Genomic DNA, 19,237 nt, shown 5'->3' with positions numbered 1-19,237 from the left:
CTCGAATATAGCCATCGCTGACAGTCAGCGACCTGCCTGAGGAAACAGAACCCCTAGTTTTACAAAAAAAGATAGGCATTCAAGATCATTGGCTTTGATCTGTGTCATATCCCCATCCAACAGATTAAGAAGTATGAAAGGCAAACGGGCGACGGGTTTAAGAAAGTGCCGCCCCTGCATGATTTGGCGAGTTGCAAAGCACCGAACCCTGCAAGAAACGGGCTTTAGACGGCAAGCAATTTGAAAAGCAGATCGCGCGGATGATCAGGGTAGAGGGACAACAGCAAGCATGACAGATTCTCTGACCGGCTCTTCGGACAACGCCCCCCTTGCGGCGGAAACTTTCTTGGCAACTCCGATTGCCCGACGCGAGATGAATATTGCGCAACGCATCATGGCTTCTCCGGTCGGTGAAGTCTTGGCCCGCCCATGGTTGGATTGGCTGATCCTCAAAAGCCTCAAGCGATTGTTTTTTCCGTTCTCAAGACTTTGGGCTGCGGCCCGTGCGGCGAATGGCGAAGTCGAGGCTTTCGCCGCAGCAGGCCCGCTGACACGTGACATCAGAAACCACAGCAGACTGCGAAGAGCATTGCGAATTTTTGAACGTGAAAGAGCCAATATCAACAGTGTGGAATTCTTTTGGCGTGAAAACTTTTTTGGCGGAAATGATGTTTCAGAACAGCATCTTACGTCCCTTGAAGAGGCCCGCCTTCATGCCCGAAGCCGGTTCAACTCTACAAGGCGGCACTTTACCTATCTCAGGCATTGGCTTGCGACAACTGTATATCCAAGCTTTGCAACACCGGAGGAGTTTGAGGCAACATATGGTGCCGAAGGGGCTGATTTCGAAAAGCTGTTCGCGCCTCCTCACACCATGCCTCTTGTCGCGCAATCACGCAGTGTGCCGACGTCTTCGGGCAGGGATTACTGGATTCGGTTCAAGTCACCTGCAGCCCATTTGGGAGATGACGTTTTTGCGCGGGTACATGAACCTGTCGGTGTTGAGAATCCTCCAACCCTGATATTTGGCCATGGTATTTGCGTGGAATTCGATCACTGGCGTAATCTTGTTGACCCGATTGCGATGATGCCCCGACGCGGCATTCGCGTGATCCGCCCCGAAGGCCCATGGCACGGTCGCAGAGTTCCGGATGGTTACTATGGAGGCGAGAAATTTCTGTCACGTGCCCCACTGGGTGAGTTCGACTATTTCACCGCACAACATCAGGAATGGGCTGTGCTCATGGACTGGGCACGTAAAACCAGCACAGGGCCTGTGGCCTTTGGAGGCAGCAGCCTTGGCGCGCAGTCTGCTCAGATGGCGTCCATTCGCGCCCACGACTGGCCGGAACAATTGCAACCTGACGCTCTGTTTTTGATGACACACTGCGAACATGTGGGCGACGTTGCCACGGACAGTGATCTTTCAGACATTTGGGGATTGCATGAACCCTTAGCCAAGCTGGGCTGGCGAAAAGAGATGCAAAAAGACTGGCTCGACAAGCTGGACCCACCCGGAATGCCCGTCATGCCACCCGAACGGATCGTGAGCATCCTTGGCCGTCACGACCGCGTAACGCATTACGCATCCGGTCAAAGACTGCAGGACAAGTGGGGATTGCCAGCCGAAAACCGTTTTGACTGGCCTTGCGGCCACTTTACCGTGCCCCTGCGGCTGGGACGAGATGCACGCCCGCTTGATAGATTACGCGCGATTTTCGATGACATTGCTGCTCAGGGCACGCGTAAGTGTTGAACCAGCCGATCACCCTGCCCCTTTGGGCCGCGATCCCTGTTCTTGTCCTGGGCGTGTTAGGAGCGAAGGCATACGTCATTGATCCGCTGGTGCGCAGGGCCTTGTTGCGCCGCGAACGCGATCTAAAGGCACGGCTGCGCACGACCCTCACGCGACCACTGCCAAAGGTCCTGCAGGTTCCTAGACGGGTGTTGATGGAGCGCCTGTTCAACGACACAGAAGTCCAAGCTGCGATTGATACCGCCAGCAGAGACCAAGGACGCGAAGCCGCCGAAAAAGAGACGCTCACCTATATTGACGAGCTGATGCCCTCGTTCTTTGCGTTGTTTTACTTTCACATCGGGTATTGGCTGGCGCGTCGTTGGCTACGGTCGATGTACGATATCCAGATCGTACGACAGCCGCCACCGGAAGCATTCACCGACATTCCCGAAGACGCCAGCATCGTTTTGGTCGGCAACCACCGCTCAAATCTGGACGTCGCGGTTCTGAGCTATCTGGCGGCGCGCACCAGTATGATTTCCTTTGCTGCAGGCGAATGGGCGTCAGTGTGGCCGGTCAACAGGATCATGCAGATGAGCGGTTGCTACATCATCCGTCGGGATTCTCAGGGGCGGTTGTACAAAACCGTTTTGGCCCGCTACGTCCACATGATGATTGGCGCGCACATGCCGCAGGGCATTTTCCTCGAAGGCGGGCTGAGCCGCGATGGTGCGATCCAACCTGTCAAGCTGGGCCTCATGCGCTACATTCTGGCCGGGCTTGGCACTGACAACACAACAGATATCGTCTTCATTCCTGTCGCGTTCAATTATGATCGGGTCCCCGAAGACATGACATTGCTGGCACATCAGGATCAGGGATTTACAAAGAAATCAAGACTTTACACCGTAAAGAGCACGCTGATGCATTCGTTCGGAGTGATCGCCCGCCTGTTAAAAATCAAGCGACAGCGGTTTGGGCAAGCCGCCGTCAGTTTTGGCCCGGCCCTATCGGCCAAAGAGTGGTTGGCACAGCGCGGCGAAACCGTTGAGGGGCTTGATGACATCAGTCGCAAAGCCATGGTGGCCCCCATGGCCGAGACCATCATTCAGGAAATCAGCGATATCATCCCGGTTTTGCCGGTCTCTTTGGTGGCGCAGGTTGTGACCTCATCCGACGCTAAGACATTGACCAGAAAAGACTTTCAGAAGGGCGTATTGGATCTGATCGATGTGCTTGGCACACGCAATGCGCCATTGGCGACGGATGACATGGACGATCGGCAGGTGCACCAACAGGGTCTCGACGTTTTGCTGGCACGCAACGTGCTGCTGAAAGACGGCGACACCTACCGCATCAACCCCGACCAAAGGCCCCTGCTTGAGTATTACGCCCGCACGATTTCGCACCATCTGGATCAGGATGACAGCGCCGAACATTTGCGCAGCATTCTGACCGTTCGCGAGCCCGGCGCGAGCTGAAACTCCGCCCCCTCGTGACCCAAAGCCACAGGCCTGCGCACGCCGCCAAAAGCGGGTTTTAACCGTTTTGTACAAAACTTTTCGGGCAAATATCCATTTTGTACAAACCGAAAGTGAGCCCATGCGATTGCCGATCAGCGCCGCGAGATCCCGTCTTGGACAGCTTTGCACCCGTGTGCAGGACCCGCGCGAGACCATCCTTCTGACCCGTCACGACAAACCCGTCGCGGCCATCGTTTCGATCGCCGAGGTGACCCGGATCTGGGATCTGCAGGAGATCGAGGAACACGGGGTTAAGAACCCGCTAAGCGGGCGTTCGGGACCCTGCCTGTTGCGCGGATTTGTTCCGGGCCTGAACGGCGATCCGGTGACCCCGCGCGAAGCCGCGTTGCAAATGCAAAAGGTGCAAATGACCCGTGCCGCAGAACGCGGGATTTTGGCGACCGGAGGATTGGAGCCGGTGGAAGGTGGTGAGGTTGAGGTGACGGTGCGGAAAGGCTGGCGGCGGTGGTTTTGGTGGCGATCGACGAGATAAGCTCAGCCCCGCGTTTACGAGGTCTTAACCAACATGGGCGCAGATCGGGGGCATGTCCAATTATCGACGCCCCAAGGTGAGCGGTGTCCCGGTGTTCTTTACAGTGACCCTTGCCAACCGACAAAGCGATCTGTTGGTGCGGGAGATCAAAACCCTGCGCGATGCGGTTCGCATCACACGCGCCGAACGCCCGTTTGAGATCAAGGCGTGGGTGGTTTTGCCGGACCATTTGCATTGCATTTGGCGATTGCCAAAGGGTGATCGGGAGTATGGAACGCGGTGGGGTGCAATCAAGGCACGGTTCACACGGGCGGTGCGTGCGCAATACGCAACGACAAATACCAACCGTAGACCGGGCTTCAGCCCGGATCCCCCGCCTTATCCGACAGAGTTTCCCGTCATCACCAAAGGGCGGTTTGCCGGGCTAAAGCCCGGTCTACGGAAAAACAAGCGGGAACAGGCAATCTGGCAACGGCGGTTTTGGGAGTGAGCCCCGGTTCGCGAAGCGGCAAACCATCCGGGGGATGGTTTGAGGGCCGAACGGGCGGAGCCCAACATACGGGGTGAGGCCGATTTCACCGCACATTTGCGATATTGTTGGTTGAACCCGGTCAAGCACGGTTACGTCACGCGCGCCGAGGATTGGCCGTATTCATCGGTGCATTGGGATGAGAGATTCACGCCGGGAATGGATTTGACGTAGGGCGGGGTTTTACCCCGCCGGCGGGGTGGGTGGGAGAATGGTGCGTGTGAGCGCGCACCCTACGGATTGCTACACCTTTGGCGAGTTTCCGGCTAAATCTGCCTCAATTTCTGCCAACAGCATTGAATGTCTGTAGCTTTTGTATGGTGAGAAAAATATCACCCTTCGCTGTTCCCGAAATTCGGTTAGCCTGTTCATTGCAGATGGAACATCTTTTTCTTTCCAGCTAATTATCAATTCGGCCAATGTAACGTTATCATGTTTCTTGCTTCCACCCAAAAGCCGCGCAGCTGACAAATAGCGTTTGGCTTTCTCCAGTTCTCCCTTCAATGCCAAACAACAAGCATAGTTTGTCAGTTCAAAAACCCCACCGCCACTTTTTGCTATCTTTGTTTCAAAAATTTGCGACGCATCATCCAGTTCTCCACTGTGTAACAAACAAAAGCCTGTGTTGTTAGAAGACAACGCAATTGAGCTTCGATTTCGAAACAAAAACATTGCTAGAGCAACTGGCAATAAAAATCCAAAAAGCACAGGCAAAACCTTGGAGATGCCATCCCAAACCGAAGCGTCAGAAGCTTGCCCTGCAAGTTCACCGATGCTTTCATCTGAACTTACATCATATTCTACAAAAACCGCTTCGGAACGGCGCATCTTAACCTGAAACGCTGCCTCTTCTTTTGGACGCATTGACGCAATCGAAAGGCCAATGCTTTTTTTGTCCTCAGACCAACTAATTGTCGGATCGCCTGCGTTGTCATCTGATGGGACTATTTCGACCGTGTCTAGTTCGAACTTGGACTCAATTCTAACATCGACATTGTTTTGTACTTTGTCGGTTCGATTGCTGACGGTTAAGTTATGAAATACATGATCATCACCATCAATCGATGGGGCTATGAATTCAGCACGTGAGTAAATCAAAGCATTTTCGCCTGATATCCACTGTGGGTAGTGATATACTAGGACCCCAGAACTTACTGCAACGATGAGCGGAAAAACTACATAGTAGTAATAGTCGTGCAATCATGTTTCCAATCCCTAGTTCACCTAATTAGCAATTGGGCACTCTACCCAAAATTGAGAAAGGAGGGAGTCATTTCTGCTAATATTTGCAGTCCTCTTGAAATATTTCCAAAATCCAGATGCTTTTTGGTGAAAAGCTCACACATTATCCAACTAGCTGTTTTGGAAACAAAATTATCTAAATTACTCAATGGGTGAGGTTAGCAATTTGCTCTACGCGCTGCGGCGGGGTGAAACCCCGCCCTACGGCAGGATTGAAACTTCAATCATCCATCTTCAACGCAGAGATAAACGCCTCTTGCGGGATATTCACTTGCCCGAACTGGCGCATCTTTTTCTTACCCTTTTTCTGCTTGTCCAGCAGTTTGCGTTTGCGCGAGGCGTCGCCGCCGTAGCATTTGGCGGTCACGTCTTTGCGCATGGCAGACAGGGTTTCGCGGGCGATGACTTTGCCGCCGATGGCCGCTTGGATCGGGATTTTGAACATGTGGCGGGGGATCAGGTCTTTGAGCTTTTCCACCATCGCGCGGCCACGTGCCTCGGCACGGTCGCGGTGCACCATTGTTGACAGCGCATCCACAGGTTCGTCGTTCACAAGGATCGACATTTTCACCAGATTGTCCTGACGGTATCCGGTCATCTGATAGTCGAACGACGCATAGCCTTTGGTCACCGATTTCAGGCGGTCGTAAAAGTCGAACACCACCTCATTGAGCGGCAGGTCATAGACCACCAGCGCGCGGGACCCGGCATAGGTCAGGTCCTCCTGGATGCCGCGGCGGTCCTGACAGAGTTTCAGCACATCGCCGAGGTATTCATCGGGCACAAGGATGGTCGCCTTGATGCGCGGCTCTTGGAGGTGTTCGACATGGGTCATGTCGGGCATGTCGGCAGGGTTGTGCAGTTCCAGCATGGTGCCGTCGCGCAGATGGATTTCGTAGATCACCGAAGGCGCAGTGGTGATCAGTTCGATGTCATATTCCCGCTCAATCCGGTCGCGGATCACCTCAAGGTGCAAAAGCCCGAGGAAGCCACAGCGAAAGCCAAAGCCCAGCGCGGCGGATGTTTCCATTTCAAACGAAAAGGACGCGTCGTTGAGGGCCAGTTTGTCGATGGCCTCGCGCAGGTCTTCGAATTCTGAACTGTCGACGGGGAACAGGCCACAGAACACCACAGGCTGGGCGGGTTTAAAGCCGTCGAGCGCGACCTCGCAGCCATTGCGTTCGTTGGTGATGGTGTCGCCCACACGGGTATCACGCACCTGTTTGATCGAGGCGGTCAAGAAGCCGATCTCGCCGGGGCCAAGTTCGTCGATCATCTCCATCTCGGGACGGAACACACCGATGCGATCCACGTGATGCAGGGTGTTGTTGGACATGAAACGCACCTTCATGCCCTTTTTCAGGGTGCCGTCCATGATGCGGACAAGCACGATCACGCCAAGGTAGGCGTCGTACCATGAATCCACCAGCATGGCTTTCAGCGGCGCATCGACGTCGCCCTTAGGGGCGGGCAATTCTTTGACGATGGATTCCAGCGTTTCGTGGATGCCCTGCCCGGTTTTGGCCGAGACCTGAATGGCGCCGGTGGCATCGATGCCGATGACGTCTTCGATCTGTTCGGCCACACGGTCACAGTCGGACGCGGGCAGGTCGATCTTGTTCAGGACGGGCACGATGTCGTGGTCCGCATCAATCGCCTGATAGACATTGGCCAGCGTCTGCGCCTCGACGCCTTGGGTGCTGTCCACCACCAAGAGCGAGCCTTCAACCGCGCGCATGGAGCGGGAGACTTCATAGGCAAAGTCGACGTGACCGGGGGTGTCGATCAGGTTCAAGACATAGGTCTCGCCATCGTCCGCTTTGTAGTCGATGCGCACGGTGTTGGCCTTGATCGTAATGCCGCGTTCACGCTCGATATCCATGGAGTCGAGCAACTGCTCTTTCATGTCACGATCCTTGACCGTGCCCGTCTCTTGGATGAGGCGGTCAGCAAGGGTGGATTTCCCGTGGTCGATATGTGCGACGATGGAGAAATTGCGGATTTTATTCAGGTCAGTCATGGTAGCGGGATATGGAGTGGAAATTGAGGTTGGTCAAGCAAGATGAACACAAACCAATCAGGTGCAGACCAGTTAATTGACAATGCGCTAAATCTTTCTGTCGAGCAGCTTCGGATTATTGCCAGTCGGGTCTTTATCAGAGCTTTGCCTGCTATTTTTCCATAAAGAAGGACTCGAAGGAATACGATCTAACACGAGATTTTCAACTACTTCGCACAGCACTTTTGATGTGCGTGGCAGCAAGATTTGGTTCATTAGAGACCTCAATTGGCTCTCTGAAGTCACGTCCAAATCCTATGGAACCTCCTGCCTCTGATTTGTTTGTCGCAGCTCGGAATGGCGCACAGGCATCAATTAAAGAAAACAGTGGCTTTCAAAGTGAAGGGGTCAGTCGTTGTCTCGAACTATGCATGGCTGATTCCTGCGATGCAATGACGAAGCTAGACAGAACAGACCTGTTCTTTACCAAACTGGCACCTCAAGCGTTTGGAAGAGACGATGGCGCTTTGGCAGATATTGAAGCAGAGAACGAGTTTTCACTTGACGTACCTTTGTTTCCCAACCTGGTTGAATGGGTCTCTTTTGATCCGAACAATCCGGATATAGTAGGTGGATCAAAAACGGCCAACGAACAGAAGCTTGAATTCACTCAAGACCTGCATCGAAATGAGTTTTTTTCTTTTCCCTTTTGGCGCGACTGGTATCAAGGGATGACGATTGGAAAACCACTCGACTGGGAACTCCAACGCCGGGTTGCCCTGATCCCTGACGAAGACTGGGAGCAAGGCCCCGAGCATATAGCCAAATGCATTGAGGAAATTCGTGCGCAGTTTGAATTGGAAAAGCGCATTGAAGAGCTTGAGGCGGAAAAGCGTGTATGGACAGAACAGCAGCGGACTGAGATTGGCGGGAACAATCCGCCGGAGCCGATTGATACCCCGGAAACCAAAGTTATTCGTGAGATCATTTGGGCACCCGTTGAAGAGCTGAAAGCAGAAACCAAGAAAGATGAACCGGACAAAGGTCGGATAAGAGCGGCGATTGAAAAGCTTTGGAAGGGGATCAAGTGGATTGGTCTCAAAGCAACAGAGGCGGCCATTGCAGCGGCCGTTGGTGCGAGTTTCGCGAACCCAGCCAAGGCTCAGGAACTATTAACTGGAATAGTTGAAGCGGCGCAAAAATGGTTGGCGACTTTGATGTAGGGTGAACGGCGGGGTGGAACCCCACCCTACGTTTGTTTGGATGGTGATGGCAGTCTTTGGAGATGGTGGCGGGGTATTTGACCCGGGACAAGCCGAAGGCGCCGGGTCAGCACCATCCCACGGGCAGGCGCTGTCCCGCCTTCCTTTAATCGCGCAATCTATTCGCCGCCACGGTCGAGGCCCCCGCCATACATGCCGCTGTGAACAGGCAGAGCGGTAGGCCTCCGGCCTGATAAGAGAGCCCAGACAGCAGCGTGCCGATCAGGCGGCCGGCGGCGTTGCTCATGTAGTAGAACCCAACATCCATCGTCACGCGGTCTCCGGTCGTGAAGGCGAGGATCAGGTAGCTGTGCACGGAGGAATTTACCGCAAAGACAAAGCCGAACACCAAGAGGCCCAGAACCACGATGGCGGTGAGATTTGGCAGGTCGGCCCAGACGGCGCCCGCCAGCGCCAGAGGGATCAGCGTGAGGATGCCAACCCAGACAACGGCCTTGTGCACAATCTGGGGCGTGGTGCTGGTTTTGGCTTGCAAGAGTTTCGGGGCCAGCCCCTGTACAAAGCCATAAAGGATGATCCAGAGCGCCATAAAGCTGCCGATCAGGAAAAACGCGGCGCGGTCGCCTTCGTGGCTGCCATCGGACAGAACCGAATAGAAATAGACCGGGATGCCGACCACAAACCACACATCGCGCGCGCCGAACAGGAACATGCGGGCGAGGCTCAGGCGGTTGATGTTGGTGTCCTTGGAAAAGACCTGAGAGAACCTGGCGGATTTCTTGCCCTGTGGCAGGCCCGAAGGCATGAACAGCGCCACGCCGATCAGGATGAAGGTCAGCACGGCGGCCATGACCCAGACCGAGGTTGTAAACCCCAACAGCCCCAAGAGGGCCGCGCCGAGGAGGAAGCCCAGACCTTTGACTGCGTTCTTCGACCCTGTGAGGATCGCCACCCATTTGAACAAGGCCCCCTGCCCTGTGGGTGCGAGCAATTTCACGGCGGATTTGGCGGACATTTTGGCAAGATCCTTGGCCACACCGGACAGGCCTTGCACGCACATCACAAAGAGCACCGAGGCGGTGAGGCTCCAGCTTGGGTCAAGTTGCGCCAAGGCGGCAAGTGCGACGATCTGCAATGTCAGGCCTGCGTAGAGCGTCGAGGTCAGGCCAAAGCGCGCTGCCAACCAGCCTGCGGAAAGGTTGGTGACCACGCCCATCACCTCGTAAAGCACAAACAGATAGGCCAGCTGCACCGGAGAAAACCCCAGCGTGTGAAAGTGCAACAACACCAACATCCTGAGCGCGCCGTCGGTGAGCATAAACGCCCAATAGGCGGCGGTGACGGTGATGTAGGCGGCAAGGCCGCTGGGTTTATCGTCTTGGGCGGTCATCTTGTGGAATTCATCATAAAGCAGCACCCGCCCATGGGTCGGGTCGGGCGCTGCCCGGTCTGTCGACCGGGCGATTTCTTAGAGGCTGGCGACAACCATGCGGGTGACATCGGCCAGACGCCACGCATAGCCCCATTCATTGTCGTACCATGTATAGATTTTGACGTGCCGTTTGTTGACCACGCGGGTGGAAAGCGCATCGACAATCGAAGAACGATCATCGTTGGTGTAATCAGTCGACACCAGCGGGCGGGTTTCATAGCCCAAAATGCCCTCAAGCGGGCCTTCTGCGGCGGCTTTGAACAGGGCGTTGACCTCTTCGACCGATGTGTCACGGCTGACGTCAAATACGATGTCCGTCAACGATGCATTGAGCAGCGGCACCCGGACAGCCATGCCATCAATGTGGCCTTCAAGGTCCGGGAAAATTTGAACAATCGCCTTGGCCGATCCGGTGGTGGTGGGGATCAGAGAGTTCAGCGCAGAACGTGCACGGCGGGGGTCTTTGTGGGCTTTGTCGACGATGACTTGCGTGTTGGTGACATCGTGGATGGTGGTAAAGCTGGCCTGTTCAATGCCAAGGTTGTCGCGAATGACCTGCACCACGGGCGCGATACAGTTGGTTGTGCACGAGGCGGCGGTGATGACGCGGTGCTTGGCGGCATCATACGTGTCGTGATTGACGCCATAGACCAGATTGGGCACGTCGTCTTCTTTGACCGGGGCCGAAACGATCACCTTTTTCACGCCCGCATCAAAGTAGGGTTGCAGTTTGGCGTTGGTTTTAAACGCGCCGGTGCAATCGATCACCACGTCGATGCCCATCTCCGCCAAAGGCAGGTCTTCGATCTTCCAGGCCGCGGTTTTGCGCATTTTCTGGCCATCAACGGTGATGCTGTCGTCATCAAAGGCGAAATCCGCGCGCCAGCGACCGTGGACCGTGTCGAACTCCAGAAGATGTGCGTGCAGTTCGGCATCCCCAACAGGGTCGTTCAGCAACACAACATCGGCGTCGATGCCGACGTCAAACAGGCTGCGCATGATCAGTTTACCGATGCGGCCTATGCCGTTGATGGCGATTTTGGTCATTTTGGAATTCCTTTAAGAAGGGAACCAACCGCGCGTGCGATTGGCAAAAGCAACAAGAGACAACATAACAGGCACTTCGACCAGCACACCCACAACGGTGGCCAGCGCCGCACCAGATCCAAGACCGAACAGCGAGATCGCCACGGCAACCGCCAGTTCGAAAAAGTTCGACGTGCCGATCATCGCGCAGGGGGCTGCAACGTTAAAGGGGACTTTCCAAATCCGCGCCCAGCCATAGGCCACAAAGAAGATACCGTAGGATTGGATCAGCAAGGGAACGGCGATCAGGACAATCACCAGTGGCCGGTCCAGAATGACCTGTCCCTGAAAGCCAAACAGAAGGACGACGGTGACCAGAAGGCCGGTGATGGAAAACGGCGCCACGCGGCCCTTGAAGGCGTCCACTGCGGCCTCGCCACCCTGTTTCACAAGGCGCTTTCGGGTCAGAAGGCCCGCCAGCAGAGGTAACAGCACATAAAGCACCACAGAAAGGATCAGGGTCTCCCACGGTACGACGATATCGGTCACGCCCAAGAGAAAGGCCACGATCGGCGCAAAGGCAAACACCATAATGACGTCATTCACGCTGACCTGCACCAAAGTATAAGTGGGGTCACCGCGGGTAAGGTTCGACCACACGAACACCATCGCTGTACAGGGCGCCGCCCCGAGCAGGATCACGCCGGCCAGATAGGCCTGTGCATCGTCGGGCGGGATCAGGCCTGCAAAGACCACCTCAAAGAACAACACGCCAAGTGCTGCCATGGTGAAGGGTTTGATCAGCCAATTGACCACCAGTGTGATGACAATGCCCTTGGGGCGTTCCCCGATATGGGACAGCGAGGCAAAATCGACTCCGACCATCATCGGATAGACCATCGCCCAGATCAGCACCGCGACGGGGAGGTTCACGGATGCGATTTCCATGGCGGCCAGCGCTCCGAACACGCCCGGCATGAGATTGCCCAGCAAAAGCCCCGCCACAATCGCCAAAGCGACCCAAAGCGACAGCCAGCGTTCAAAGGTGCCGAGACCTGCATCTGCCTGTGAAATTTCGGTCATGTGGCGTCTCCTTCTGGGCGGCAGGTGAGGGTCTCGATCAATGGTTCGCACAGCTCCGGGTGCCCGCCACAGCAATCCTTTAGCAAGAAGCCCAGCAAGCCACGTAACCCGTTGGTGTTGGCAAAATAACGGATCGCCCTGCCCTCGCGCTGGTTTGTCACCAGACCTGCATTCAAAAGTACCGAAAGATTGGCCGACAATGTGTTCTGACGCACATTTAATTGCGTAGCGATTTCTCCGGCCTGCGCCCCAACGTCCCCGGCCTCGATCAAAAGGCGGAACACGTCCAGTCGGATTTCCTGACTGAGGGCTGAAAAAGCGGTGAGGGCATTTATCTTATCCATACTTCATGAAATATTGAAATATCGACCTGCGATCAAGTGTTTTACTGCCCTTTGGGCGTGACGTTTTTGTGACAATGTCCTTGGCGAAGAAGCCGACTTTCGATGCAGTATGTTCTGATGTCAGCTATGCGGTACGAAGTGAGCTTCCGCTGTAGCTGCGCCAATGACTACTGTTCACGAGGTTCCATTCACCTGGAAAATCCAGCTTTGTACAATCGATTGCGCAGTTCGTTCAATTTTTCGGGGTCTTTCAGGGGAACAAGTTCTAGGTCTTGAAGACAAATTTCAGGCAGGATGTTCCGGCAGTCTTTGACAGCCTCAGCAGCTTGCTCATACTGATCAAGTGCCACATGACTGGCCGTCAATACGAAGTGCGCGAAATACCAACGGGGCATGCGGTGTATTGCTCGCTCTGCCCATTCGATTGCGTGCGTGTACCGCCCGGCCATGTAATGAGCCAGGGCGAGGCCCGAAAACCGAAAGAAAATACTCGGGTCCAGTGGGTTGGAACGGATGGCAATTTCCTGGTTCTCAATGGCTTCGTCAGAGCGTCCCAAAATGCCCAGCAAGGTGCCAAGACTACCATATGCCAAAGAACAATTAGGGTTCAGGGAAACGGCGCGCTCCAATGCCGCCAGAGATTCATCGTATTTCAGCAGACCCCAGCAACTGATCCCCAACGCCCAATGGGCATACTCGTTGCGGTCATCCAGTTGTGTGGCACGGCGGGCCAATGCATAGGCTGTGTCCATGGCTGGCCTGCTGTCCTTCGCGAACCCCAGAATGGCGATGTGGTGGTTGATGAGCGAGAGGATCATATTTGCCTCGGCACTTTCAGGGTCCAGGGCCAATGCGCGTTCCAGCAGGGTTTTGGCATAGGCATAGCTTTCTGGAGTGAAATCATAGAGCAGATGCCAGGACCGCATTGTAAGCTCCCAGACCGTTAGATCGGGGCGGGCGCTGCGCTCTACCGGCTCTTCGATGGTGGTGAGATGCACCGTCGTCTGGATCGAGGCCACCACATTGCGTGTGATCTCATCTTGCAGATCGAATACGTCCTCAAGTTGACTGTCATATCGTTCCGACCAGACAAGGCCGCCGGTCAATCCGTCAATCAACTGTGCCGCAACGCGCACACGGTCACCCGACCGGCGAACGCTGCCCTCCAATACAAATCGGACACCCAATTCGGCGGCCACGCGGGGCACGTCGACATTCTTTCCCTTGTAGGTAAATGTCGTGTTGCGCGCGATTAAAAACAGCCAGGGTGAGCGTGACAGGGCGGTGATGATGTCGTCGCTGATCCCATCCGAAAAATACTCCTGCTCGGGATCACCCGACATGTTTTCAAAGGCCAGAACAGCGATGGACGGTTTTTCCGGTCTCGGAGGGAATTCAACGGCCTGATTGGATTGAGCGCTCGCCACTGGGATTAAAGCATCTCGCAACTCCAGCTTTGAGGACACCCCCAGCTTTCGGTAGATGGTCGCCAGATGCGTGCGCACAGTCGACGGAGCAATGGACAATGTGTCGGCTATCTTTTGATAAGTCGCACCACCCGCGTAGGATTGCGCGATCTGCAATTCCCGTGGGCTAAGATCGACCTGATTTGACACGCTTGAGGCTCCGCTAAATATCCTTAGGTTTCAGTGTGGGTACTACATGCGCAACAAGCAATCCTGCAAATGTAGTAGTCTGAATACTGCACGCAGAACGTTATTTTTACTGCATCTGCACGATACCGGGTTTCCGGCGGCTGCCCTAACTTGATTTCCACAACATTATTGGGAGGATATCAAGATGACACAATATGAAACCGCACAAGCCTTTTTCGATGCCTGCGAAACCGGCAAAGGGTGGGATGGCTGCAAATCCTGGTGCCACGAGTTTGCCACCTTTTCCTGTCAGGCTGATGCCCTGACCGAGACAACAACAGTGGCAGCTTATGCCGACTGGATGAAGGGACTTTTGACACCAATCCCGGATGGCCGTTACAAATTGACTGCCTTTGCGGCGGATGAAGCGCGCGGGACTGTTGTTGCGGCGGCCGAATTTCATGGAACGCAAACAGGCGCAGGCGGTCCGGTTGCGCCGACTGCCAAGGCGGTTGTTTCCGATTATGCCTATGTCATGCAGTTCGAAGGTGACAAGATTAGCCACATGACAAAGATCTGGAACGACGTACACGCCCTACGCGGGCTAGGCTGGCTGTGATGCGCTGGCGCATACTTGGCTTGCTGTTTCTGGCCCGCATCGGACTTGGGTTTCAGTTTCAGACCGTGGCTTCTGTGGGCGACGATCTGGTCGTCGCCTTCGGGCTAGACTATGTGGGGATCGGCTTCTTGATTGGCCTGTTCATGGCTCCCGGATTGTTCCTGGCTATGCCGGCAGGGTATTGGGGGCGCTATGTCTCGGATCGCGTTATGGTGGTGTCTGGATTCGGCGCGCTGGCATTGGGCGGATTCCTGTCATCGCTGGCCACGGAATCCTGGGCAGTAGGGCTGGGCCGTGTTGTTGCAGGAGCCGGGTTTCTGTTCACGACTCTTTATCTCACCAAAATGGTCGCAGATTGGTTTGAAGGCCGCGAAATCGCGACTGCCATGAGCGTGCTTGTGATGTCGTGGCCCTTTGGGATCGCCATGGGTCAGGTCGGCCACGCATGGCTTGCTCAAACTTTCGGCTGGCAGGTCCCGTTTCAGGTGGCCTCCGCTTATTGCCTGATCGCGTCACTTGGCGTGTTTGTGTTCTACCGTGCACCGCATGATCTGCCATCTGCAATCGGCGGATCAAAGGCTGTACTGACTGGGCAGGAATGGCGTCTGGTTTTCTGCGCTGCTGCGGCGTGGGGTGTGTTTAATGCTGCCTACGTCACCTATCTTTCATTCGCGCCGAAGGTTCTTGAAGGCCTTGGTCAAACAACGATCGTCGCCGCTGGCATCATCAGCATCGGCAGTTGGATCATGATCGTATCTGGTGCCGTGTGCGGGCAGATTGTGGATCGCTTCGGCAGGCGCAATACTGTGTTGACCGTCTGCATGACGGGGGCAACCGTTTCGCTATTGCTTCTCGGCCTACCCGGTGCCGGATTTGGCGCGAGTTTGCTTTTTGGCTTGATCGGCATGGCACCAGCGGGGGTGATCATGGCGATGGCTGGGCAGGCGATGCGGCCTCAGGTCCGAGCCTTTGGTATGGGGGTATTCTTTACTCTGTACTACGCAATCATGTTGGTCACGCCACCTGTTGCAGGTGCAATTTTCGATGCGACGGGCAACGCTTACGGCACTGTTGCGCTTGCCATCCTCTTGTTCGCTTCTGTGGTTCCGCTTGCGATAGCCTTCCAGCATTTCAAAAACGCGCCCATAGCGGGCCTGCAAAAGAAAGTCTGATCATGAATATTCGAAAAACGGTTTTCACGAGGGAAATCATTGCTACCGATGAAATGGGCAAGCCTTGTGACCCAATCACGCGCGTCGCTGCGATGGCAATCATGAGAAATCCCTTTGCTGGCACCGATCAACAGGATCTTTCGAAGCTTTTCGACGCCGGAGCCAAACTTGGTCAATCTTTGGCGGCAGAGCTTGTGAAAATGCTTGATGGGTCGCCCATATGCTACGGCAAGGCCGCGCTTGTCGGCTCTTCCGGCGCGATGGAACATGGTGCGGCCGTGCTGCACCCTTCACTTGGTAAACCGGTGCGGGCAGCCATCGGCGGCGGCAAGGCGCTGATGCCGTCCAACCACAAGGTCGGGGCGTTGGGAAGCAGCATTGATCTGCCATTGGGCCACAAGGATGAATCCTGGTCGTTTGACCACATCGACACGATAACCTTGTGGGTGCCTGATGCACCCCGAACAGACGAAATCGTGCTTTGTATCGGAATGTCGGATGGGACACGTGCCAATCCAAGGGTTGGGAAAGGCCCAAGTACGTCCTAGGAATTTGGTTTCCAATGAAACAGGCTCCGCTTTGAGGTCATTTGTATTAGGCGCAGCATTTGGCAGAAGGGGCTCAACTGAAGAAATGGCCGATGCAATCCTGTTCCTTGCCTCTGACATGTCGACGTTCATGACCGGCCACGCGCTGGTCATCGATGGTGGGGAATGTATCTGAAATCCAGTCCGAAGACACCCCAATGACCAAGAGTTTGAAATCACCAAATGGCCGGTTGGCCGAAAAAATCGCAGTCATTACTGGCGGTGCCACGGGAATGGGGCGGGCCAACGCGCTGATGTTCGCCGAGGAAGGCGCCAAGGTCAGCATCTTTGATATTCAGGACGAAGAGGGTCAAAAGACAGTCGATATGATCCGCGAAAATGGCGGTGAAGCGGCTTTCTTTCATGCCGATGTGACCAAGGACGCCGAATTCAACGCAGCCTTTGATGCAGCCTTTGAAACATTTGGTCCTTACAATGTGCTGTTCAATCATGCAGGAACCATCATCGTCAAAGCGATGCATGAAACCAGCGCGGAAGAATATGACTGGCTGATGGATGTAAATGTGAAGTCCGCCTTTCTGACTTGTCGCCGTGCGGTTCAGGACATGAGTGCAAATGGTGGTGGATCAATCGTCATCACCTCGTCTATTGCGGCTGAACTGGGCTATGCGCTGGAATCTGTTTACTGCATGTCCAAGGGCGCAGTTCTGCAACTCGCTCGCACGATTTCAACCGAATATCGCGATGCTGGCATCCGCTGTAACGCGATCTGCCCGGGCTTTGTCGAAACTGCCCATGGCCTGAAAGAGATAGCGGAACTGGATGCGGCAGGGCAAGAGTGGGAAGACTCGGGGATGGCCGCGACACAAGGGCGTATCTGCTATCCTGAGGAAGTAGCCGCAGCGGTTGTGTTCCTCGCCTCTGATGAGGCTAGCTTTGTCAATGGCAACGCGACTTACGTCGACAACGGTTGGTGTGCCAAAGGATAAGTCCGACAGTTACTATACTGGCCCCTTTGAATGATGCTGAGATCCGGAAAGGAACGGATCGGCCACATGATTGTTTTCAAATGCGTCGCCGAAAAGCAAAGGTTTGGTTGGTAATTCATGATGGGAGTAGCGCCTATTGATGCTCACCTGCCAATAGGTTCCTCACTTCGCTGAGCATACCAGGCTCGTTTCGGCATAGGATATTTTGATCCGGCATCCTGGACATGAATGGCCGCTCTCCATTGTTTGCAGAATCTCTTTTGCGCACGCAGAGGATGAAGGCGTCTCGCAAAAGTGCCGATTGCCGCGCTGGTCGCTAAGGTCTGCAACGCGGGATAAAACCGGACTTAATCGATTTTCGAAGAATGGCTGCTTTGTCATGCTGCATGTGCAGCGGAATGCAGCAAGCACAGATGCTGTTGAAAAACTCCGAATTTGCACAAATTCGAGTCAAAAGTTACCTGTACAAGCCCGGTAGGATTTTTTGGCTGAGGGGTCGGCCAAAACCTGATGCTTGCCGCCGGAGGGCTTCTCAGCGCTCGTCACCGATGTCGGTGATGGACTTTTCGATTGATCACCCGTTCGCGGAAAACCCGAGCTTCCCGGATTTCCGAGTTTTTCAACAGTATCACAGTTTGCAGACCTTCGCTGCGATTGCAAACCGTTGCTTTGAAAACTCAAGAGCAAGCCCAAAGCCAGCCCACTTTTTCTCTTTCCGCACCAGTAGGTTGCGGTCACTTCACGAGCGATCGAATGCCTCCTGCAGGGAAAAGATCGATGGAAATTAGCGATCCTTCAGTTGCCAAACCGAAACCAGCATACCAGTGTTGGCAGAGACGAGATGTAAACAGTTGGGTCTGATAGGCGGACATGAAACCAGAACTTCTTTTTTCTGAAACAATGGCGCGCGCAATCCGCGCAGTCGGGACCGCTGACTTCATCCAGGAAGTGCTGAACCTGATGCGCACGGCCTGTCTGTTCCAAGGGGCTTTTGTCAGCCGGTTAAGTTTAAACGAGAGACCAGAACACGTTTACGACAACGTTCGTCAAGAGCGCCGGTCGGTCGTGATCGATCGCTGGCTGGACCGGGCATGGTTGCTGGATCCATTTGTCGTGAGCTTTATTGGAGGAAGCAACGAGCCGGTGATGGTCTTGCGGGATGTGGCCCCCGACCGGTTTTCAAACTCGGATTATTTTCGGATCTACTACAAGTCTCTGAGGCTCAAGGATGAGCTGTCTGTTTTTGTAAACCTACCGAACGGAACGCTTTTCTTTTCGCTGGCACCTGCCGACGGGAACAAACGGTTTACCAGAAGAGATGTGGAGAAGCTGATCGAGCTGCATCCAGTTGTCGCCGCACTTTGCGAACAGCACTTTCACCGCAGCCCAAGTGCGGGTCAGAGTGACCGGGGCGGCAACGTCAATTTTGTCTCGCTTATCGAAAAGGTCTGCCCGGATTTGACCCAAAGAGAAGTCGAGGTTGTTCAAAGCCTTTTGCGCGGCCACTCGACCCAGTCGGCGGCGCTCTTGCTGGATGTGTCACCTGCCACCATCAAGGTGCATAGGAAAAATATCTATCGAAAGCTGGGGATCTCGTCTCAGTCAGCCCTGTTTTCGATGTTTTTGCACACGGTGAACGACTAAAGAGCCTACCCCAAAAGAGGTAGAATAACCCCAGCCCT

The 19,237-nt window shown here is 54.7% G+C and carries 18 protein-coding genes; 11 read left to right on the top strand and 7 right to left on the bottom strand.

Annotated elements, in window-relative coordinates:
* The first annotated feature begins 289 nt into the window (after window positions 1-289).
* From BUC32_RS15725 to BUC32_RS15710, 4 genes are all read left to right on the top strand, one after another.
* Entirely contained in the window at window positions 290-1,756 is a 1,467-nt protein-coding gene (locus BUC32_RS15725) for an alpha/beta fold hydrolase (RefSeq protein ID WP_073255013.1), read from the top strand.
* Window positions 1,750-3,219 carry a 1-acyl-sn-glycerol-3-phosphate acyltransferase gene (locus tag BUC32_RS15720; RefSeq protein ID WP_073255010.1) on the top strand — a complete coding sequence of 490 codons (1,470 nt, stop codon included), beginning with the start codon at window positions 1,750-1,752 and terminating at the stop codon, window positions 3,217-3,219. The genes BUC32_RS15725 and BUC32_RS15720 overlap by 7 nt, the downstream gene beginning before the upstream one ends.
* 121 nt (window positions 3,220-3,340) lie before the next feature.
* The gene (locus BUC32_RS15715) at window positions 3,341-3,754 is read left to right on the top strand and encodes a type II toxin-antitoxin system Phd/YefM family antitoxin (RefSeq protein WP_073255007.1); all 414 of its coding nucleotides are present in this window, start codon (window positions 3,341-3,343) and stop codon (window positions 3,752-3,754) included.
* 52 nt (window positions 3,755-3,806) lie between these two features.
* Window positions 3,807-4,244, top strand: a complete 438-nt coding sequence (locus BUC32_RS15710; protein ID WP_073255003.1) for an REP-associated tyrosine transposase — start codon at window positions 3,807-3,809, stop codon at window positions 4,242-4,244.
* Between the two features lie 282 nt (window positions 4,245-4,526).
* Here the strand turns inward: BUC32_RS15710 and BUC32_RS15705 are convergent, their stop codons facing one another.
* Complete coding sequence (locus BUC32_RS15705; RefSeq protein WP_139280752.1) at window positions 4,527-5,483, bottom strand: tetratricopeptide repeat protein; 957 nt, start codon at window positions 5,481-5,483, stop codon at window positions 4,527-4,529.
* 262 nt (window positions 5,484-5,745) lie between these two features.
* Window positions 5,746-7,545, bottom strand: a complete 1,800-nt coding sequence (lepA, locus tag BUC32_RS15700) for a translation elongation factor 4 (protein WP_073254997.1) — start codon at window positions 7,543-7,545, stop codon at window positions 5,746-5,748.
* Window positions 7,546-7,841: 296 nt separating this feature from the next.
* Between lepA and BUC32_RS15695 the strand changes: the two genes are divergently transcribed.
* The gene (locus tag BUC32_RS15695) at window positions 7,842-8,747 is read left to right on the top strand and encodes a hypothetical protein (RefSeq protein WP_073254994.1); all 906 of its coding nucleotides are present in this window, start codon (window positions 7,842-7,844) and stop codon (window positions 8,745-8,747) included.
* A gap of 145 nt (window positions 8,748-8,892) precedes the next feature.
* On the opposite strand, the gene arsJ is transcribed toward BUC32_RS15695, so the two are convergent.
* The 5 genes from arsJ to BUC32_RS15670 form a co-directional block, all read right to left on the bottom strand.
* On the bottom strand, window positions 8,893-10,137 hold the full coding sequence (gene arsJ, locus BUC32_RS15690; RefSeq protein ID WP_073254991.1) for an organoarsenical effux MFS transporter ArsJ: 1,245 nt from the start codon (window positions 10,135-10,137) through the stop codon (window positions 8,893-8,895).
* Between the two features lie 78 nt (window positions 10,138-10,215).
* Window positions 10,216-11,226 (bottom strand): ArsJ-associated glyceraldehyde-3-phosphate dehydrogenase, encoded by a 1,011-nt coding sequence (locus BUC32_RS15685; protein WP_073254988.1) that lies wholly within the window; start codon window positions 11,224-11,226, stop codon window positions 10,216-10,218.
* Window positions 11,227-11,238: 12 nt separating this feature from the next.
* Window positions 11,239-12,288 carry an ACR3 family arsenite efflux transporter gene (gene arsB / locus BUC32_RS15680; RefSeq protein WP_073254985.1) on the bottom strand — a complete coding sequence of 350 codons (1,050 nt, stop codon included), beginning with the start codon at window positions 12,286-12,288 and terminating at the stop codon, window positions 11,239-11,241.
* Complete coding sequence (locus BUC32_RS15675; RefSeq protein WP_073254982.1) at window positions 12,285-12,632, bottom strand: ArsR/SmtB family transcription factor; 348 nt, start codon at window positions 12,630-12,632, stop codon at window positions 12,285-12,287. The genes arsB and BUC32_RS15675 overlap by 4 nt, the downstream gene beginning before the upstream one ends.
* Before the next feature lie 188 nt (window positions 12,633-12,820).
* Window positions 12,821-14,248 carry a LuxR C-terminal-related transcriptional regulator gene (locus tag BUC32_RS15670; protein WP_073254978.1) on the bottom strand — a complete coding sequence of 476 codons (1,428 nt, stop codon included), beginning with the start codon at window positions 14,246-14,248 and terminating at the stop codon, window positions 12,821-12,823.
* Window positions 14,249-14,432: 184 nt separating this feature from the next.
* On the opposite strand from BUC32_RS15670, the gene BUC32_RS15665 reads away from it, so the two are divergent.
* The 6 genes from BUC32_RS15665 (at window position 14,433) to BUC32_RS15640 (ending at window position 19,199) form a co-directional block, all read left to right on the top strand.
* Window positions 14,433-14,846: a nuclear transport factor 2 family protein gene (locus BUC32_RS15665; protein ID WP_073254975.1), complete on the top strand. Its 414-nt coding sequence runs from the start codon at window positions 14,433-14,435 to the stop codon at window positions 14,844-14,846.
* Window positions 14,846-16,018, top strand: a complete 1,173-nt coding sequence (locus tag BUC32_RS15660; protein WP_073255154.1) for an MFS transporter — start codon at window positions 14,846-14,848, stop codon at window positions 16,016-16,018. Before BUC32_RS15665 ends, BUC32_RS15660 begins: the two co-directional genes overlap by 1 nt.
* A gap of 2 nt (window positions 16,019-16,020) precedes the next feature.
* Window positions 16,021-16,566 carry an amino acid synthesis family protein gene (locus tag BUC32_RS15655; RefSeq protein WP_073254972.1) on the top strand — a complete coding sequence of 182 codons (546 nt, stop codon included), beginning with the start codon at window positions 16,021-16,023 and terminating at the stop codon, window positions 16,564-16,566.
* A complete protein-coding gene (locus BUC32_RS21145) occupies window positions 16,472-16,741 on the top strand; it encodes an SDR family oxidoreductase (protein ID WP_083599355.1) in 270 nt (89 codons plus the stop codon). The genes BUC32_RS15655 and BUC32_RS21145 overlap by 95 nt, the downstream gene beginning before the upstream one ends.
* A gap of 22 nt (window positions 16,742-16,763) precedes the next feature.
* Entirely contained in the window at window positions 16,764-17,555 is a 792-nt protein-coding gene (locus BUC32_RS15645) for an SDR family NAD(P)-dependent oxidoreductase (RefSeq protein WP_073254969.1), read from the top strand.
* Window positions 17,556-18,425: 870 nt separating this feature from the next.
* Window positions 18,426-19,199, top strand: coding sequence for a helix-turn-helix transcriptional regulator (locus BUC32_RS15640; protein WP_073254966.1), 774 nt, complete (start codon window positions 18,426-18,428; stop codon window positions 19,197-19,199).
* Window positions 19,200-19,237: the final 38 nt, after the last annotated feature.

This window comes from Shimia gijangensis (genome assembly GCF_900142085.1).
Lineage (GTDB): Bacteria > Pseudomonadota > Alphaproteobacteria > Rhodobacterales > Rhodobacteraceae > Shimia > Shimia gijangensis.
This window is presented reverse-complemented; position numbering and strand designations above follow the sequence as displayed.

Coding starts and splice junctions, on each gene's coding strand:
- BUC32_RS15660 (WP_073255154.1), top strand. CDS start 14,846: ATGCGCTGGCGCATACTTGGCTTGCTGTTTCTGGCCCGCATCGGACTT.
- BUC32_RS15725 (WP_073255013.1), top strand. CDS start 290: ATGACAGATTCTCTGACCGGCTCTTCGGACAACGCCCCCCTTGCGGCG.
- arsB (WP_073254985.1), bottom strand. CDS start 12,288: ATGACCGAAATTTCACAGGCAGATGCAGGTCTCGGCACCTTTGAACGC.
- BUC32_RS15645 (WP_073254969.1), top strand. CDS start 16,764: ATGACCAAGAGTTTGAAATCACCAAATGGCCGGTTGGCCGAAAAAATC.
- BUC32_RS21145 (WP_083599355.1), top strand. CDS start 16,472: ATGCACCCCGAACAGACGAAATCGTGCTTTGTATCGGAATGTCGGATG.
- BUC32_RS15640 (WP_073254966.1), top strand. CDS start 18,426: ATGAAACCAGAACTTCTTTTTTCTGAAACAATGGCGCGCGCAATCCGC.
- BUC32_RS15665 (WP_073254975.1), top strand. CDS start 14,433: ATGACACAATATGAAACCGCACAAGCCTTTTTCGATGCCTGCGAAACC.
- lepA (WP_073254997.1), bottom strand. CDS start 7,545: ATGACTGACCTGAATAAAATCCGCAATTTCTCCATCGTCGCACATATC.
- BUC32_RS15710 (WP_073255003.1), top strand. CDS start 3,807: ATGTCCAATTATCGACGCCCCAAGGTGAGCGGTGTCCCGGTGTTCTTT.
- arsJ (WP_073254991.1), bottom strand. CDS start 10,137: ATGACCGCCCAAGACGATAAACCCAGCGGCCTTGCCGCCTACATCACC.
- BUC32_RS15715 (WP_073255007.1), top strand. CDS start 3,341: ATGCGATTGCCGATCAGCGCCGCGAGATCCCGTCTTGGACAGCTTTGC.
- BUC32_RS15655 (WP_073254972.1), top strand. CDS start 16,021: ATGAATATTCGAAAAACGGTTTTCACGAGGGAAATCATTGCTACCGAT.
- BUC32_RS15695 (WP_073254994.1), top strand. CDS start 7,842: ATGGAACCTCCTGCCTCTGATTTGTTTGTCGCAGCTCGGAATGGCGCA.
- BUC32_RS15685 (WP_073254988.1), bottom strand. CDS start 11,226: ATGACCAAAATCGCCATCAACGGCATAGGCCGCATCGGTAAACTGATC.
- BUC32_RS15675 (WP_073254982.1), bottom strand. CDS start 12,632: ATGGATAAGATAAATGCCCTCACCGCTTTTTCAGCCCTCAGTCAGGAA.